We start from the raw sequence: 16602 nt of genomic DNA, 5'->3' as shown, positions 1-16602 counted from the left end.
ATGCATACCAAGATTAAGGCACCTTGCTCAATAACAATTCCTTCTGTTTCCTTGTTGCTACTTCATTATATTCCAGCCATTTTTCTTTTTCTCTCTCCACTGCTCGATTTTGCCATTCAAACCAAACATAAGAACATTCACTGCAATGGCTTTCTACACCACTATTATTGTGCATATCTCTACGTATAAATAATGTCCTTCTATGACAACAGTAGCAATAAATAATTTTATCATCACTTTTTTTTATAAACTTCATAATATCGGCACCTCCAATTTACAATATTTATTGTCTATTAATTGGTCATTTATTCTATAATCAATAACTTTGTTAAATAAATTTGTGTAGGTATCAACATAATGTAATAGATAATACAGGGAAAAGAGTTATCACTGGCTGTATTTATTGATTTAGGATGGTGGTTCCATTAGCAATTCTATTCACCTTAATAAGCGAAATAGCGAAAGTGTACAGTGCTATTTAGCATTCTGGAAAATCCTCAAAAACGGTGCTCATTCCAATGTAAATGATTCGATATGGCAATTGTATCAACTGTTGCTATTAATTTAAATATATAACTTTTTTCTTCCATAATAACAGTGCTCCAGCTTTCTTCGTAATTTTCCTTTGTTTAAGAATAAACGGATACAATGACAGCAGAAACGTATATTAAGCAAAAGAATGATGATAAATATGCTCCAACAACTGAAGCTAGGAAAAATGATGCCTTTACGAAGAAAATTCAGGATAAAAATGCCTCATTAATGGTAAGAATATATGAGAAGGACGATGAATCGGTTGGAATACTAATATTAGAACTGTTCTTTATCTTTGTTCCTAACAAGCTGACGATTCAGCTTCCCAGTAATTCCTATCTATTCCGATTGTAAAATCAATTAGCCTTATTCTTCGCGTCATCATTAAACATATCGCTAAAACATATCTTCCATATCCGACGATTATCTGAAGCAGTTTCCTTATAACTGCCACCATTCAGACAAAATGTCTATGAGTTTAGAACAACTGGACAGTTAAAACTAGAACAAAAAAGGAAGTGACCCTATCAAACAGATGATGGGTCACCCAAGTATCGATTTTATGCACAACTATTACAATACATAAAAAAATAAAGAGTAGGAGCTGCATCCATATAAATGGTGAGGGCTTTTTTTTGATGACAAGAAGTTGCGTGGAACAAGGAAATAATTAACTGTCCGTCCCTTTATTAACGCTGTTCTTTGAAACTTACTAGACAGTTTCAAAGTTTCCTTCATATGTACCTCTTTCGGTATTTGAAATTGTTGTTTATACATGTAAATGACAAAGGTTATACATTGTCTATCTCTCAAAAACGTAATGGAGCGAATGGAAAAACTTTTTTAAGATTGCACAAGGATTACGCAGAAACAATTTGAAACTATAAATACGAAAAAATTAAAAATGTAGCGAAGCGCTCCTCCGTGTATTTGATAGGCAAATGCACGGTTGTAAAACGACGAAAAAAATCCCGCTGAGTATCCCGTCTGCTCCGGCTATGTCTTACCGACATATGTGTAACCCGTTAGATGGGTGTTTACAATTCCCAGATGTTACCGTCCCAGTAGCGAAAGCTAGGCAGGATAGTGTGTTACTCCGTGGTGGGGTTATTGTTAAAGCTGGACCTGGGCAATTGGGAAAATAGATACGTCTATAATTCCAGCACTCTATTATTATTCACACGTGACCGAAAGAACCAATATCGAAATTATGCATATTAAACCATTCCTTGCCCTCTTAGCAGGGCAGAATAGCTTCTCCGTTCCCTCCGCCCCAATCTAGATTTCTTTCAAAACCTTTTAAATATATCAACTAACAAACATTCTTTCAGTAATGAATATGTAGGTTACAAAATAACTGAAGCTAAATTGTTTGATTACTCGTAATTTTCATTTTGTTATCTTAAAATATATGTAGAGTGGGTGCAGTAACACCTAGTCTTTGCAGCAATATTTGCTGTAATGGTTGACCAAGTTGAAGAGTGTATAAAAATAACCACCTTCCTTGCCTAGAGCAAAGAGTGGTTATTTTTATGATTTCAGATGAGTATATCTAGGGGATTAAGAACTAAGGGAAATTGCAAATGAAATGAATATTTAGCTATCATATGTATATCGTTAAGTAGCCACAATAGAAGGTGTCTTGAAGTCCATTTAGGCAAGTAACATAATTAAGAACTAGATAAGAAGAAAAGGGATGATGAATTTTTATGATAGCTTATCCGGCATATGCGACTGTACTTAATGCTGCTAACCCATCGAATAGATGGATAAATAATGGAACCGTGCAAATAAGAGAGCTTTTAGAAGTTGAAATACAGAGGAAGACTATGAAAAAAGCAATGTTTATTTGCATGAAACCGAGTAAAGCAAATAATCAAGAATCCGATAAAACTATTAATATGCTCTTAGATTTTGTATTGTCAGAAACAACAAAATAAAATAGTCCTATTCCTAGTGTTAGAACTACTGTCATTACTAATTTGTTTCCTTGCTATAATACTTCTGCCAACAACCTTTACACCGTATTAGAAAATTTTCTGGCAAATAATAAACAGAGTATTAATAATTGGCAGTAACATAATCTGGGCATTATACAAAAAGCTATTGATGAAGTCGATTATGTTATTTTTGCATGGGGTGACCCACCTTCAGCTCCTATTCATAATAAGAAATCTAGCGACCTTGCTCTTTATCACCGTGGTATATTTCAAAAATACTTGATTATGCAAACTTTCAGTGGAACAAATCAAAAAAGAAACAGATTCGATGCATGAAAAAATTAAGAATAAACACTTCTTTCCGCTCTTTAATAGTTTGCAAGGACAATATTCAACTGATTTAGCTAAGAGTTCTAAACCAAATATTATTGTGAAACAAATTCATACAATTGCCGATTTAAATAAAATTCCGAATCAACCGGGGTTTTACTTAATTTTTACAGACTATCAGGATGGCTTTAAAGATATAAATAGTTGGATGACCAACGAGGTAATATATGGGAATGCGAGAAATGTGGTAATGACTTTTGTAGTGTTTGCTTCGTAGAACAGACAAATCAGGGGCTATTAGCAGGGAGTGAAGAATTAGAACAAATCCTATGTCCAGATTGTCTTCTTAAAAAGGAAATTTGGAAAGTAATAGAATAATATTTATTAAATGCATTTGCTGCAACTTTCAATTTTTTCTTGAAATAATAAAAAAAAGAGAAACCTTTCATAAATATGATTGGTTTCTCTTTTGTATTTTCTTATGTAGCATTATGAGTTCAGTGTTGTAGTATGTTGGATTTACTTAGATTTATTGTGATTTTTAAGCTCTTCAAATGGCTTTAGATTAGAAGCTCTTACTTTTGCTCTTAAATTGTCACTTTGCATTAATTCCGCGGAATAACTTACACTCATTTCTCTAGCAATTTTCTTAAAATTTATTAATGTGTTTTCCTCAAATAATTCAGCAATATCTTTGACAATCCTGTATTTTTGAATTGGTGTTAACATCTCCCCCCAATACATTATAAATCTGTATGAATCCTCCAAATTGAAATGATTAATTTCTATCATCGTTTGAAATTTGAAATTATCTTCTTCTAATAAATGCTCTCTGATTAAAACGTTTTTTTGATTCATGGCTTTGTTGAAGTATAAATATGTTTCATCATGTTCTACATAAATTCGTTCTAAGTTGTTGATTGAATTCAATATCATTATGTATTTCCCCCGATTAGTTTAGTTTCTTATAATTGTGTAACTGATTAAATAATTTTAGTATTTTACAAAAATTATGTATGGATTAAGAGCGATAATACTCATCTATGTCGTCTTGAGTAGCGTAAAGCCTACAAATCTCAGCGTCTGAATAGTTTTCTTTTAAGTATGGATTATATAAAGGATTATGATGTCGATTCATTTTTTTTAGCCAATCTTGCTCACGTTTTTGTTCATCTTTATATTCCTCAAGAAGTACCATTTCCATTTGTTCTTGCTCGTACAATTTCTGATTGCAACTTTCGCAACATTCGATTACTAATTTGTCTGTTGCAGTTCCGCAATAATTGCACACTTGAGTACTTTGAATTGTATCCAGTTCCAGTGATTGGTTCCTATGAAGTTTCCATATCTGTTCTTTAGTTTTCATTTTAAATACTCCTCTTCGTTTAATTTGTGAAAAATGTATTCTATGTACTTTTTAAGATTTCAAAATTATTCTTCGACTTCTACATCAAGGGTTGAATCATATAAATCCTTCAGACGTTTAAACTTTCCTTTGTCTAACAGTTCGGTGTTATTGGATTCTAAAATTTCTTGGAGAGCTTCTTCATCAGAAACAATATACGCTTGTTGTTGTTGTCCAGACCATTCCGTTCCCTTGATTAAAACATATTTATCTAGATTTCTTAATTTGGTAATTCCGAGATGCATGCCAATACCACCATTAGAATAGTTTCTACCATCCCAATAATCTAATAGATTGTTGTAATTTACGCGGGCGATTATTGAATTTTCATTGTCATATACGTTTATCATGTTTGTTTCCTCCAAGGATATAATATCGACTATTTGTAATATTTTGTTGATAATATGAAAGTGGAATAATTTAAAGTCTTACCTGCATTCAGTAGGAGTAAAGACCTTGAAAATAAAAAAACTAAAATGTTATGTAGTAATGAAGATGACTTTACTAAGGTATACATGAATAAAATAGGAAATTAATCATTTCAAATGTCCTCCTTTCTGCCTATTATTATTAATAGTAATTGACAGTTAAAAATAAGGCTAGTAAAAACGTTTTAACTTTTAAATATTAATTTTTTCTATTAATAAACACATCGTAACAGGTAGAAAATACCTTTTGTGCAAAAAATGATTTTTTATTTTCAAATTCATACAAAATTTTTCCTAGCGAAGATAAAGAAGAATTTCCAACATTTCTTTATTTTAGTTTGATACAATAATTAGTTTACAAACACTGACATTCAGTAAGAAACTTCTCATACATATCGGTAATTGTATAAAATAGATTCAACTAACATTAGACTTTACATTTGTATCACTAGTAATCTTCATTTCTTTTAAGTAAGAAAGAAATTATTTTGTATTAGTTATTTCAAGCGAAAATACTAAAATAAATTACATCGAAACCGGAGTTAATACCGAATATTCGTTTTCCTCGTATGGTTTGTATTACAAATGGTGTTTCAAATAGCCAGTAAAGATGTTGAAGTTGAGGTGCGATGAATAATCATCATCTTACAAGAAGCAACTATATCCTTCTTTAACCCACTAACTCTTCAATCTTAAAATTCATCTAAAAGTCCGCGCTTTTTCAAATCTGAGGAATTTTAACTGAATTTTTCACAATCACTCCATTATTCAGATGAAAATCCATCTGGTCCGAGCGAAAGGTTTGATTCCAACCTAAGACTCTAACTAAAAAACTTGTTATTTAGCTTTTAAGTTTTCCAATTTGCACTCTAAGGAGGGAATTGAATCAAAATCTTTTATAAATAACTAAAAGATTGGAAAGCGGTGGAAGATGTTGAGGGAACACCATAGTAGTAATCAATAGGGAGAAAATAACGGATGAAGCAACAAGTAACTCGAAAGTAATATGGTTGATACCGTTTGATAACTGCCAACAAAAACAGCCTACTTTGTGAAACACTTCGGTGGCGGGAGATGCAATCAATCGTACAGTGTGTGAAGAATATAGTAGGTGTATGGTGCCACCTGCATTATGCAAGGAAGAAAACATATGCCATCTATTGTAGGTCATATACATGCGGCAGCAACCATCTACAAGCATCTATATGCATGTTGTTGCAATCACCTGCAATCATTTGTGTTCGCTTGCAATCATTTACTTGCAGTCAGCAACAGCCTTTTTAAAGTAGACATCTAATGCAATTAACCGGTAAAAGACATTAAATGTGTAGACCACAAAAAAAGATGATATTTTCCATACAAATTATCATGTTGTTACAAGAGGTTAAAATTACTGTCGTATCAAAAAAAACAAACACAAAAGTGGAGAACTACGGGGAACTTTTTTATAAATGAACAAAACAGAGACGGTCATTATTATTTCTGATTTGGAGCGGAAAACAGACAAATATTTGTCTTTATTTTTCTTTGAAAAAAGTACGGTGTTTAAAAATAATTATGTCTCTTTAAAAAGATAGAAATGTAGCTAGAAATAGATAATTCGAAAGGAATTTTTTTCAACTATAGAATCGTCCATTATGAGATTTGGGTAGGTAAAAAATATTTTTGGGTAAAAAAGGATTTCCTCTTTATACATGCAAACTAATATTGTAAGCAAAAAAGAAAATGTAGCGAAGCGCTCCCTGTGGTAATTGGTAGGCAATTCCACAGTTGTATCCTGACGTAAAGAATTCCAACGAGCATCCCGTCTGCTCTGGCTTCGCCTCACTAGCGTTGTACATCCGTTAGAGGGACCTTTCTTATTCCAGATTTAAACCCGTCCCAGTCACATTTTGTGAGATAGTGTATTGTGTATTAGTAGTCGAATGTTCCGTAAAGCTGGACCTGGAGGAATTTTAGACGACTTACGAGTTGTTTAAAGCACAATATTAAAACAAGCGAGCATATGCATGATTGTAAGCTTGTCTATCCATTTTGTAAGGGTAGAATTTGCTCACACTGCATGAGGAAACAATCTTCCAATACAGCTTATACCTTAAAATCCTCCATGGCTTTCTTCTTTAAATAAAGAACCTGTTAAAAGATAATTACTTGTCCTCTACGATAGGTCGCTACATATAATATGGTTGGACAGTCACAGTATTAAAAAAGACAAGATAGTAATTAAACTAAATGCTAATGGAATCCAAGCATCTACTATTTTCAAAAAGTACATACCAAAATAAAATAGCTTTTTCTCATATTGTTTAAAAAAATTTACAAATGAAAAAGGTTTTTAAAATTCCCCTTACAAACAATAGATAGTAGAGAAAACTGTCTCTTGCGAGATAAAATGGAGTGATTATCATGGGAAGATTTACTTTAAAAGACACAAATAAAAATGGAAAACCGACGTTGTATTGGGACGAATATATACCGGAGCTGAATAAGGAGCGGTTCGAAAGATTTAAAAGAGAAACGAATTTAAATGAAGCTGAAGCAAGAAAAGCAATACGAAATATTAGCAGAGGAATAAGAAGCACGTGTATAGGGAAATTAAGCTCTGCGAGTGAGTTTACTGAAGAGAACATACATAATAAATTACAGAAGCTGCTTGTAAATGGAAAAATAGCAGAGAGTACATACAATAAATTACTAAAAGAAATGAACTTAACAGAAGAAGACAAAGCACAGATTAGGCATGATTTTGCCGTTATGAGCTTATATGGATTTGCACTTGGTGTAGTAAAGATGAAATTAAAAGAAGATATAGAGGAAGAACTCGGAGAAAGTGTTACTTGGTCAACTGTACAAGATACATACAAGATTTTAGAAAAAGATGAAATTGAAGAAATACGTACCAATATCCTGGGATTTGACACTGTAACAAGTAAAGGATTACTAAATGCTCGGTATTTTTTCAAAAATAACATCTACAAAAAGCATTTAGAAGCTTTTAAACTGTTACATCAGGGGGATTACAACGATTTATCAGATGAGTTTTTGGTGGAAATTAGGAACCATCAAGTTGATTAAAATGGCAGCCCTCCTTATTATGACTTTGTCAGTTATGCATTAGAAATATTAGCTGACTAGTTATATCAGTTTAATCTTGATTAGAACGTATGTTTTGGTTAAGGTTAACTAAAGGAGTGATGTTTGTGAAAATTATTTATAATCGAGGCGGTTGTGAATTTATTACCGGGGACCACTTATTTTTGGAATGTAATTTCGTCCTAGTTGAAAACAACTGTCATTATAAGTGCAGAATGGGAATTTTAACTCGTTCAACAGACATATCGGAACATGAAATATCGATACGTCTCATCAATTATGCAACCTTTAACTTAACATCACGCGACAAATGTTTAGATTACATCTATAACCGGAAACTAGAAATATTGGATGAACTAAAGCAATATTTAAGAGATGTAATTTTAGATGAAATTGAGCAGGAAAGAAATCATTGGATAGATTATCGATTGGAGCTACTGTTTTGGTGATTTTATAACTGCCAACAAAATGCCATTAAATTGGAACAAAAGAAAAAATTAAAAAAGATTTTTTAAAAAGTGGCTTATTGAGAGCCACTTCTTCATTTTTACTAATTTCAATATTTGGAAACGGGTAACTAAAGCATTAAAGAGGCAGATATAGATTAATCAGATAGTTCATTCTCTGTAAGCTTTTTTCTACGTTCTTTTATTTCCTTCTGTGTCTTACTGATATTTTTACGTATATCATTAATTAAAATTCTGCTTTTCCCGTTACTTTCCTCTGCCTTCCGCAAGTATTCATCGGCTCTATCGATTTCTTTCAATTAAATCCCTCCAAATTCTTTTGTAGTAATAATATGATTTGATTCATTATATCTTATTCAAAATACTTGTCCAATATTTTGGTAAGGTGATGAATTATCATCGAGGAAAATAATTCTCAAAGAAAAAAAGGTCCTACAAAAAGACCTCTTTATTTAATTTTACTGTCAAACCAAGAGACAACATAAGTGCATCCTCAATAAGGTTCATTTTTGACCCCTTTATGGTACCTATTTTTTTGATTATGGAAGAAGAGTTAATTACTCGAACTTGCTCAGTAAGTACAATGGATTTATGTAATAGTTCACCTTCAATAAAATCTATGCTACGTAGTTGCACATGCATTGGCAGATTAGAAAAGCTTTTTGATGAAATTGGAATTACTATTGTAGTTGTTGAAAATTTATTTCCGGTATCATTTTGGAGAATTACTCCTGGTCTAATTCCCCCTTGTATGGAGCCTTCTTGGTTTTCTCCAAAATCTATTAGGTAAATACTTCCTCTTGTAATACCATCCATTTAAATCATCCTTTTTGCTTTTTTATGTTATAACACAGCATGACAAAAAGTGTAAAAAAAAGTCATTAATTTTGTTGGCAGTTATATTAACTCCTTTCGAAAGGGAAAGTCACGCTACTAATAAAATTTCAATAAAAGTATTTAAAATAAAAGGATTATCAAAATTTCTCTGCAATTAATAACTAGCTGATTAAATGATTAGCACGTTTATAAGATAAGGAGTGGAGAAAATGGTAGTGCTATTGAATTCTTTGTATAAAGGTGGAATTGGAAAAACAAGTAATAGTGTAATTTTGACGCACATACTTGCAGATAAGGGGTATAAAATACTATTTATAGATTGTGACCCGCAAGGAAATGGAACACGTTTTTTGACAACGAAGAGTACCACGGATGTAGAATTTCAAAAGAAAAATATTTTTGAAGCCGTTAAACATGATGAATTAAAAGACAACATATTGAAGTTAAAAGAAAATATTGATTACGTTCCAGGGAATGAAAATATCAATCTTTTCGAAAGGATGATGGATAGAAAAAAAATCCCCTCAGATAAAAGGTATCTTTATTTCAATATGTTATTGCAGCCATTATCGCAAGAGGAAATGTATGATTTTATCATTTTGGATGTCAGTCCTACTAAATCTTTACTCAACTCATCTATTATGGCGGGGGTAACACACCATATTGTCACTTCTCAATCAGAGGTTTTTTCAGTAGAAATGATACAAAGTTACCTAAATGATATAAAAGAATTCCGGGCGATTCAACAAATCCCAAGTGAAGTGTTAGGTATTTCCTTAGGAATGAGAGATTGGACCAAGTTGAGTAAACAAGTGCATGACTTGGTAATTCATCACTACGGAGACCTAGTATTTAATACGGTTACCAAACGAAAGAGCAAGATAACTGAATATGCAGCTGCAGGCTTTCCTTCCAGAAATAAACGTGGACTTTATAATGTGAAAGATAGTAAAGCGTTATCCTTACATTGGCGGCTTGCTGATGAAATCTTGATGAGGCTAAACCTTCCACTTAGCAAAGGGGGAGAAATATAATGGCAGACCATTTGAAAGTACATATGGGCACGACTTCAAGTATAGAAAATATGGATATTACTAAAGTTGACAAGCCTAGTTTTATAACCAATATGGAGAGTCTTTTGGATAATAAGAAGTCAAACCTAGCCATGAAGAAAGTAAATACAAAAGTTCCAAGAGTAGTTCTGAAATTTTTCAAAATGTATTGTGTTAGACAAGGTGAATTTAGAAAAACGATATTTAATCTGATGTTAAAGCAATTTTTAGAAAAACAAAAAGTACTTCCTTTTTCTCTTATTATAAACATCCATAACCAGGAAATAAATTTTAACGATGTAGAAGAAGCAAACTTTGAATTTGAAGAAGTTCTTTTTAGGCAGGTACAAGAATTTAAGATTCAGAACCGGGTAACTCTGGCAGAGATATACACACAGGTCATTATTCAATTTCTTGAAGCAAATCGGGAGCAATAGAAATTGTAATTGCTCTATATATAGAAGAAACTCTACAAAACTGACTAAACAGATTAAAAGAGATATAGGATTTCGAGAATATTATCCTTAAAGGGACAGGATTTTCATGAAAAACAACAATTTTGGTGAAGGAGTGATGTTAATGGATAATATCGAGGCAGCAATGAAACAGGCGAAAGCAAGCATCCAAATTGAGGGTGGAAAAATAACACCTGAAATGACCCGACTAGTTCGTCTGATTTTGGAAGAGAAAATCACAGAGGAAGAGTTCGCTGAAGCGTTAAACCAAATGATACATAATAGTAGAAAGAATAATCCGAATCAAATATAATGTAAAAGTAATCACCATGCTAACCGGTCAAAATTAGTAGGAAAAACCACTACACACACTTATTAAGTAAAGTGTGTGTAGTGGTTTTTAATTACTTATATATTCTCGTCATTGTTTGTCGATATTTCTTTCAATCGTTCACTAGGGGGACCTTTTTTAGTTTCCTCAAGGCTCCTTTGTACATCCTCCATCATTTTTGTTAGCTTTCTAATTGCTTCACGATTTTTCTCCAATTCTAGCTCTAATCGGTCTTTTCTTTCTATAAAAACCACCCCATTCTTTGAGTTTGAATAGCCTTATAATATATTGTTTCATTAAAAAATTCTATTATTCAATTATAACCATAAAGGAAACTTATTTGATATCGTATAAGAGAATTTGTTAAGGTCCTAGCTACATGTACGTAAGTAGAACAAAGCGATTAAGAGGAAGAAGAAAACTTCTAGGTTGTTGAAGGATTGTTTCCAAGGGTCCAACGGTTGAAAGTGAAAAATAGGATTACATACAATGATATGCCTAAGTATTATTCTGTTTTTGAAGGCTTCGATGAATAAATATATTTAAATAGAAGAAACTCTGAAAAACTGACTAAATAGATTAGCAGATTTGAAGAAATCCAGGGACGATTTCCCTGGATTTTATTGTTTATAGTGTGTTCTTATGTTGTTTTGATTTATATTGCATGAACACTTTGCGTAAATTTTGATTGTACTTATTCATTTCTTGCTGATGGTTCTGTCGGTTGTTAATCCTCGCAATTCTAGCTAATTCTGATTTATGTGGCTCTTCCGTCATGAGCTCTTGTATAAGGCGTTGCTCCAGCTCGTACTCTTGGAGCTTCTCCAAGTATGCTAAATGTAGTTTTTCTTGTTCCTCTGAAGGTAATTTCCTAATACGTTTCTGGACTAACTTGTTATTGTAGTTGCCGATATACTTCCATTGGAATCGATGACTCTTCCTTTTAGTCCGTAAATAGGTAGGTCGGTATCTCCAAGTGTACAAATATGGATTGCCATTAATCAATTTAATACAATAGTTTTTTCCTTGTTTTGTCTGAGCCATCTTTATATCCTCCAAAATTTTTAACATTATAAAGGATATTATGAAAAAATGTTGAAAAAAAGGGGGAGTTTAGTATTAGTCCGTTTTAGTTGGAAATCCTCCATTTACTGAACTTTTAATGCTTTTTTCGAGAATAACTTAATAATCCTACTTATTTTTGTTAATAACCATTACAAAAGTGTTGGTATTTGAAATATATTTCTAGAATTGATTCTTGGTGAAGGTATATTTTAGGTTTATTAAGGACAGTTAAAAATAAAAGATTTATGGGGTAATAATGCAGGAATAGAAATGATTTATGACTATTTGTGTAGATAATGGTTTTGTAGATTAGAAAAGACTGGGATAAAGTTTTTATAGAAGTAAAGGTTATATGGAACGGAGCGATAGGATGATAGTAAAAAACGGTCCAGGGGTTTTTAGTATTATTGACTACAACACAATGCGTTTCTTTTTTGGCTACTCATCGGCAAATATGGTCGATGTAGTTAGACGCAACTTTTGGGAGATAGAAAATCAGCAACATAAGAGCAACGAGTTGAATCAAGCTTACTTACAAGGACATGAATTAGGTTATGATTCCCTGTTGGAATTCCCAAAAGGTACAGCAAAAATGTATATTCGAGAGAAAAGAAACGAGCTGGCGAAAGCCCTGGGAACCTATGAAGATACTTATGGGTTTAACTCGTTTTCTCATAATTTAGTTCCAAATAAAAATCATGGAAATCGAGGGATATATGCAATTATTGTTTACCAAAAAAGAAGTTATCGCAGGAAATTTTACATTGGATTAACTGATGATATTCAAAAACGATTGGAAGCTCATCAATACTTTCTGAAAAACGGAACTCATCAAAACCAACGATTACAAGAAGATTATAATAACGGTTTCTATTTCGCGTATACACCGTTAGCGACGTTCACGGAAGCAGAAATGACTTATAGGGAATTAAAGAACTTGGAGGTTCAATTCATCGATATTTTCCGTACATACCTTCCGAAATACGGATACAATATAAATGCCAACGGAATCTATTATCATCAAAATCAATGATGTAAGTTGTGGGTACTAAGAAGATGAAAAAAACATTTGGTATTAACTCCAACTTGTCGGATGGACTAATTCATATATCATGCGGTATAGTGGCATCAACAAAGCTGTACAGTAAAAAGACTGAAGGTGCTGGAACACCATTCAGTTAAAGGCAGTAGCAGTTTCCCTTCAAGGGTTCAGCTAGAATAAGGTAATCATCTAGGCTTCTAACTCAAGGATGGATTGTTTTTTATGGTTAAAAGAAAATATTAAAACGACTAAAGTTGCAAAGTTAAGGCAAACATTAATGCTTCAATTATTGAAGGAGTAGTGGAATAAGTATCGGGTTCTCTTGTTTCCTATCTCAAACGAAAAAATAAATTGTAGCTCTATTCCCTGTTCAATTTACTTGGGATGGAGTTTTTTTACGTTGTGATTAAGTTACTGACTAACTTACTTTCTGCATTTATAGAAATGCGGCTCTTCAGAATGACAGTTAAAATTTTACACGGAAATCAACTGTACTTAATAAATGATTAGCAGTGGTAGTGTTGTGTGAAAATAAAGATAAATTAAGAGTTTTGAAATAAAAAAGGGGTAAAGTAGGTAACGCCAATAAAAACGAATACGAACAAATTACAAAAGTTCGCATTCATATTTGTATCTAAAACACAGTAGTATCAGCGGTTAAATTAGTATTTGTACAGTCCAACGTGATAGATTGTACTTTTTAATGCGAACTATTAAAATTAAAGATATAAAAGTTCGCATTGAGGGGGGGGAGCTATGGTTAATTTAAAATCAAACAATATACCAAAAGCGGAAGCTGTGGAACCTATTAAAAATAAAAAGGATGTAAAGAAGTTAGTTGAGTTTCTACATGTAACAAGTATAAGAAATTATGCAATTGTAGTTATGGGTTTCAATAGTTTATTACGAGCAGGGGATTAAGATGGTGCGATGTATTGGAAGATGCAAAAACCTTCAAGGTACATTTTACATTGACCGAGGATAAAACGGATAAAACAAGGAAAGTAAATCTTAATCCAAGCATTGTCGCTGCATTAACAGAATACAGATTATCTCTTGGAGAGAAGTTCAAGTTGGATGAATACATTTTTAAATCACGTAAAGGTGATAAAGCAATTAATGTAAAAGCTTTACACAAAATTATTAAGGATACTTGCAAAGCTTTAAATATAAAAGGGAACTATGGTACACATACTTTGCGTAAAACTGGTGCTTTTAGGATTTATGCAGATAACATAACGGAGAATCCAATGATAATTGTATACTTGCAAGAAATTTTAAATCACTCTTCTCAAAAAACCACTTTAAGGTATATTGGAATTGAAGCTGAAAAGATTACAGATATATTTATGAATTTAAAACATTATTAATACGAAGTAGGAAGGTACCATAAGTAAGTGCTGTTTTTAAGTAAATAGCACCAACCTTTATGGATTGGTGCTCAAATTTTAAATACTAATCAGATGAGGATTTTCAATTTCTATTACCAAGTCATTTTCATCAATTTCCATCGAATCGAACAGCACCTGTAGATTTTTTCGCTTTGCCTCATTACTAATATTAGTATTTATATAGATATCATCAGCAATTTTTGAGGATTTACTTTCATCAAACTCATTCTCCCCGATTGAATGGAACTTTACATTCAAAATTTCTTCTTCGTTTAAAGTTTGATAAAATGCATCAGAATCAAAGAGATAGAGTTGTTTAATTACATTTAAATAAACATCTATAGATGTTCTAACAGCAGTTTTTTCAGACAAGAACTCAAAACTAATTGGTTTAATATTTGTCCAAGAATCTTCAAGTGTAATTTCAGACTTATTAAGATTTTGTTGTATAGAATGTGAGTAAGGATATTCCCAAATATTTAATGCTTGGCTTATTAGGAATTTAGAGCGATTTAAGATATCCTGCTCTGTCCAACTTGAATAATTTTTTAGTGTTTTTGATAAGTTAAATGATGAATCATTATAACCAGAAATTAGCATTTCCTTTTTTTCAATAAATGTCTTATTACTAAGATTACTGTTATATGCAGTAAGAGTTAAGTTTCCAATCGTGTGGAGATATTTTTGATGAATATCTTGCCAATTCGCACCTAGAATATCTTGCCAGTATATATGATTATCTATATTTTGAGGCATTATGTGTTCAATTGAGATTTGACTTGTTAAATCTACTACTTCATTTGAAAGTGACCTTTCTAAAGAATAGAGAATATACTTTTTGTAGTTTGTTTTGATTGTATATACGTTTCGTAAAAGGAATGCATTCTCGATTTCTTCATTATTAGGGAATCTGTGATGCCCTTTTTTATTTAATAGAGCAATTTCAAATGATTTTACAGGATTATTATTATCGAAGTCTCTTATGAACGTAACGAATACTTTATTTAGCCCCTGAGAACCATGTTCTAAAATTATCCGCCTAGTTAAATAACTTTCAATTAAAGATAGAATTCTAGAAAAGTCTTCTTTCGAGATTTCATTTTTAATATAATAATCATAAAGATACATAATAAAAGGGTAAATTACTTTCACTTCTAAGAATTCTAAGCCTTTCAAATGTGTAGTAATCTTATTATCTAAATCAGATGCTGAGATAATTTTTTTATATATTTTCGAAAATTTATCTAGTTCTGTGATAAATTTTTCAATATTTGTTTTATTGCGGACATAGTTTTTAAAAAAATATGATTTAAAATCAGTAAAAACCTGTGACTCTTTTGGAATTTTTAAATTTTTTATAGTTAGAAAATCTTTAATAAAATTAGAGAGTGTATTCTTTCCAAAAGAATCTAATCTTTCTTCAATAGGATACCAGTATTCATTGTATATATGAGCTTGAATTTCGTTTTCTAACCCCATTAATAAAAAATTTCGAATTAAGTCAGATTCTACTAGTTTTTCCCCAGTAGAGTTCAAACTTTCGAATATTAATTGAGGGTCGTCAATATCTCGTTCTAATGCAATTTCAACAATGTCTAATTTAGCTAAGCCATCGTAAAGTTCTTCTATATTGATTTTTTGACTTTTAATTTGTTTATAAAAATAATGATAATTGTTTATAATGTTATTGTTTGAAGTATTTTCGTCTAACGGTATACCATAAATAAGTTTGTCATAAACTGCCTTATCTTTTTTGGTTAAATGCAATTTAATATAATCATCGTTCTTTTTTCTACTATTCACTAGGTACGTTTCTTCAATTTCTTCTGAAATAGTATCGTCAATATGTTCAAATTGTTCTCTAATATAGTCACGGAGTGCAATTAAAATTAATGAAACAGTAGTGATACGTTGTTGTCCGTCAATTATTGTTGCTTCGTTTATTTGACTGATGAGTCCATGCTTATTTGAAATTTGAACTACTGAACCAATAAAATGTCTTTTATTTGGGTGCTTCATTATGGTTTTTATATCATTTAACAATCTACCACAATGCGTTATATTCCATGTATATTCCCTTTGATATACAGGGATAGAAAATCTTCTATTTTGAGCACTTAAGAAACCTAAAATACTATTTTTATCCGCTTCCATATACTTAACCCCCTATAAAATAATAACCTAATTTAATTATACATTATATTGTATTTTTGGTAGTGAAAAAGTAGGTTG

At 31.7% G+C, this 16602-nt stretch carries 20 protein-coding genes; 12 read left to right on the top strand and 8 right to left on the bottom strand.

Going from position 1 to position 16602, the window contains the following annotated elements:
* Positions 1-13: 13 nt before the first annotated feature.
* Entirely contained in the window at positions 14-256 is a 243-nt protein-coding gene (locus MHI47_RS14370; RefSeq protein ID WP_340831270.1) for a hypothetical protein, read from the bottom strand.
* A 392-nt stretch (positions 257-648) separates the two neighbouring features.
* Between MHI47_RS14370 and MHI47_RS14365 the strand changes: the two genes are divergently transcribed.
* The 3 genes from MHI47_RS14365 to MHI47_RS14355 all read left to right on the top strand — a co-directional run bounded on the left by MHI47_RS14365 (position 649) and on the right by MHI47_RS14355 (position 3081).
* Positions 649-888, top strand: coding sequence for a hypothetical protein (locus tag MHI47_RS14365; protein ID WP_340831269.1), 240 nt, complete (start codon positions 649-651; stop codon positions 886-888).
* A 1355-nt stretch (positions 889-2243) separates the two neighbouring features.
* Complete coding sequence (locus tag MHI47_RS14360) at positions 2244-2474, top strand: DUF1643 domain-containing protein (RefSeq protein WP_340831268.1); 231 nt, start codon at positions 2244-2246, stop codon at positions 2472-2474.
* Positions 2475-2772: 298 nt separating this feature from the next.
* On the top strand, positions 2773-3081 hold the full coding sequence (locus MHI47_RS14355) for a hypothetical protein (protein ID WP_340831266.1): 309 nt from the start codon (positions 2773-2775) through the stop codon (positions 3079-3081).
* Between the two features lie 242 nt (positions 3082-3323).
* On the opposite strand, the gene MHI47_RS14350 is transcribed toward MHI47_RS14355, so the two are convergent.
* The 3 genes from MHI47_RS14350 to MHI47_RS14340 form a co-directional block, all read right to left on the bottom strand.
* Entirely contained in the window at positions 3324-3740 is a 417-nt protein-coding gene (locus MHI47_RS14350) for a hypothetical protein (protein ID WP_340831265.1), read from the bottom strand.
* A gap of 85 nt (positions 3741-3825) precedes the next feature.
* Complete coding sequence (locus tag MHI47_RS14345) at positions 3826-4170, bottom strand: hypothetical protein (RefSeq protein ID WP_340831264.1); 345 nt, start codon at positions 4168-4170, stop codon at positions 3826-3828.
* 65 nt (positions 4171-4235) lie between these two features.
* Complete coding sequence (locus tag MHI47_RS14340; protein WP_340831263.1) at positions 4236-4559, bottom strand: hypothetical protein; 324 nt, start codon at positions 4557-4559, stop codon at positions 4236-4238.
* A 1228-nt stretch (positions 4560-5787) separates the two neighbouring features.
* Here MHI47_RS14340 and MHI47_RS14335 point away from each other — a divergent pair.
* From MHI47_RS14335 to MHI47_RS14325, 3 genes are all read left to right on the top strand, one after another.
* A complete protein-coding gene (locus MHI47_RS14335; RefSeq protein WP_340831261.1) occupies positions 5788-5934 on the top strand; it encodes a hypothetical protein in 147 nt (48 codons plus the stop codon).
* Between the two features lie 1109 nt (positions 5935-7043).
* Positions 7044-7712 (top strand): hypothetical protein, encoded by a 669-nt coding sequence (locus tag MHI47_RS14330; protein WP_340831259.1) that lies wholly within the window; start codon positions 7044-7046, stop codon positions 7710-7712.
* Between the two features lie 125 nt (positions 7713-7837).
* A complete protein-coding gene (locus tag MHI47_RS14325) occupies positions 7838-8179 on the top strand; it encodes a hypothetical protein (RefSeq protein WP_340831258.1) in 342 nt (113 codons plus the stop codon).
* A 155-nt stretch (positions 8180-8334) separates the two neighbouring features.
* Here the strand turns inward: MHI47_RS14325 and MHI47_RS14320 are convergent, their stop codons facing one another.
* Positions 8335-8496 (bottom strand): hypothetical protein, encoded by a 162-nt coding sequence (locus MHI47_RS14320; RefSeq protein WP_340831257.1) that lies wholly within the window; start codon positions 8494-8496, stop codon positions 8335-8337.
* Positions 8497-8629: 133 nt separating this feature from the next.
* Positions 8630-9013 carry a type II toxin-antitoxin system PemK/MazF family toxin gene (locus MHI47_RS14315; RefSeq protein WP_340831256.1) on the bottom strand — a complete coding sequence of 128 codons (384 nt, stop codon included), beginning with the start codon at positions 9011-9013 and terminating at the stop codon, positions 8630-8632.
* Positions 9014-9243: 230 nt separating this feature from the next.
* Here MHI47_RS14315 and MHI47_RS14310 point away from each other — a divergent pair, with 230 nt between their 5' ends.
* The 3 genes from MHI47_RS14310 to MHI47_RS14300 all read left to right on the top strand — a co-directional run bounded on the left by MHI47_RS14310 (position 9244) and on the right by MHI47_RS14300 (position 10854).
* Entirely contained in the window at positions 9244-10068 is an 825-nt protein-coding gene (locus MHI47_RS14310; RefSeq protein ID WP_340831254.1) for a ParA family protein, read from the top strand.
* Positions 10068-10523: a hypothetical protein gene (locus MHI47_RS14305; protein ID WP_340831253.1), complete on the top strand. Its 456-nt coding sequence runs from the start codon at positions 10068-10070 to the stop codon at positions 10521-10523. The genes MHI47_RS14310 and MHI47_RS14305 overlap by 1 nt, the downstream gene beginning before the upstream one ends.
* Before the next feature lie 106 nt (positions 10524-10629).
* On the top strand, positions 10630-10854 hold the full coding sequence (locus MHI47_RS14300; protein ID WP_340831251.1) for a hypothetical protein: 225 nt from the start codon (positions 10630-10632) through the stop codon (positions 10852-10854).
* 645 nt (positions 10855-11499) lie between these two features.
* On the opposite strand, the gene MHI47_RS14295 is transcribed toward MHI47_RS14300, so the two are convergent.
* Positions 11500-11916: a hypothetical protein gene (locus MHI47_RS14295; RefSeq protein ID WP_340831250.1), complete on the bottom strand. Its 417-nt coding sequence runs from the start codon at positions 11914-11916 to the stop codon at positions 11500-11502.
* A gap of 391 nt (positions 11917-12307) precedes the next feature.
* On the opposite strand from MHI47_RS14295, the gene MHI47_RS14290 reads away from it, so the two are divergent.
* From MHI47_RS14290 to MHI47_RS14280, 3 genes are all read left to right on the top strand, one after another.
* Positions 12308-12970, top strand: coding sequence for a hypothetical protein (locus MHI47_RS14290; protein WP_340831249.1), 663 nt, complete (start codon positions 12308-12310; stop codon positions 12968-12970).
* A gap of 765 nt (positions 12971-13735) precedes the next feature.
* Positions 13736-13900: a hypothetical protein gene (locus MHI47_RS14285; protein WP_340831248.1), complete on the top strand. Its 165-nt coding sequence runs from the start codon at positions 13736-13738 to the stop codon at positions 13898-13900.
* Between the two features lie 14 nt (positions 13901-13914).
* Positions 13915-14349, top strand: a complete 435-nt coding sequence (locus tag MHI47_RS14280) for a tyrosine-type recombinase/integrase (RefSeq protein ID WP_340831247.1) — start codon at positions 13915-13917, stop codon at positions 14347-14349.
* 78 nt (positions 14350-14427) lie between these two features.
* On the opposite strand, the gene MHI47_RS14275 is transcribed toward MHI47_RS14280, so the two are convergent.
* Positions 14428-16524 carry a DUF262 domain-containing protein gene (locus MHI47_RS14275; protein WP_340831246.1) on the bottom strand — a complete coding sequence of 699 codons (2097 nt, stop codon included), beginning with the start codon at positions 16522-16524 and terminating at the stop codon, positions 14428-14430.
* Positions 16525-16602: the final 78 nt, after the last annotated feature.

Origin of the sequence: Psychrobacillus sp. FSL H8-0487 (assembly GCF_038008385.1) — a bacterium.
GTDB classification, from domain to species: domain Bacteria; phylum Bacillota; class Bacilli; order Bacillales_A; family Planococcaceae; genus Psychrobacillus; species Psychrobacillus psychrotolerans.
This window is presented reverse-complemented; position numbering and strand designations above follow the sequence as displayed.

Coding starts and splice junctions, on each gene's coding strand:
- MHI47_RS14335 (WP_340831261.1), top strand. CDS start 5,788: ATGCCATCTATTGTAGGTCATATACATGCGGCAGCAACCATCTACAAG.
- MHI47_RS14370 (WP_340831270.1), bottom strand. CDS start 256: ATGAAGTTTATAAAAAAAAGTGATGATAAAATTATTTATTGCTACTGT.
- MHI47_RS14285 (WP_340831248.1), top strand. CDS start 13,736: ATGGTTAATTTAAAATCAAACAATATACCAAAAGCGGAAGCTGTGGAA.
- MHI47_RS14275 (WP_340831246.1), bottom strand. CDS start 16,524: ATGGAAGCGGATAAAAATAGTATTTTAGGTTTCTTAAGTGCTCAAAAT.
- MHI47_RS14340 (WP_340831263.1), bottom strand. CDS start 4,559: ATGATAAACGTATATGACAATGAAAATTCAATAATCGCCCGCGTAAAT.
- MHI47_RS14310 (WP_340831254.1), top strand. CDS start 9,244: ATGGTAGTGCTATTGAATTCTTTGTATAAAGGTGGAATTGGAAAAACA.
- MHI47_RS14315 (WP_340831256.1), bottom strand. CDS start 9,013: ATGGATGGTATTACAAGAGGAAGTATTTACCTAATAGATTTTGGAGAA.
- MHI47_RS14295 (WP_340831250.1), bottom strand. CDS start 11,916: ATGGCTCAGACAAAACAAGGAAAAAACTATTGTATTAAATTGATTAAT.
- MHI47_RS14365 (WP_340831269.1), top strand. CDS start 649: ATGACAGCAGAAACGTATATTAAGCAAAAGAATGATGATAAATATGCT.
- MHI47_RS14350 (WP_340831265.1), bottom strand. CDS start 3,740: ATGATATTGAATTCAATCAACAACTTAGAACGAATTTATGTAGAACAT.
- MHI47_RS14300 (WP_340831251.1), top strand. CDS start 10,630: ATGAAAAACAACAATTTTGGTGAAGGAGTGATGTTAATGGATAATATC.
- MHI47_RS14305 (WP_340831253.1), top strand. CDS start 10,068: ATGGCAGACCATTTGAAAGTACATATGGGCACGACTTCAAGTATAGAA.
- MHI47_RS14330 (WP_340831259.1), top strand. CDS start 7,044: ATGGGAAGATTTACTTTAAAAGACACAAATAAAAATGGAAAACCGACG.
- MHI47_RS14345 (WP_340831264.1), bottom strand. CDS start 4,170: ATGAAAACTAAAGAACAGATATGGAAACTTCATAGGAACCAATCACTG.
- MHI47_RS14290 (WP_340831249.1), top strand. CDS start 12,308: ATGATAGTAAAAAACGGTCCAGGGGTTTTTAGTATTATTGACTACAAC.
- MHI47_RS14360 (WP_340831268.1), top strand. CDS start 2,244: ATGATAGCTTATCCGGCATATGCGACTGTACTTAATGCTGCTAACCCA.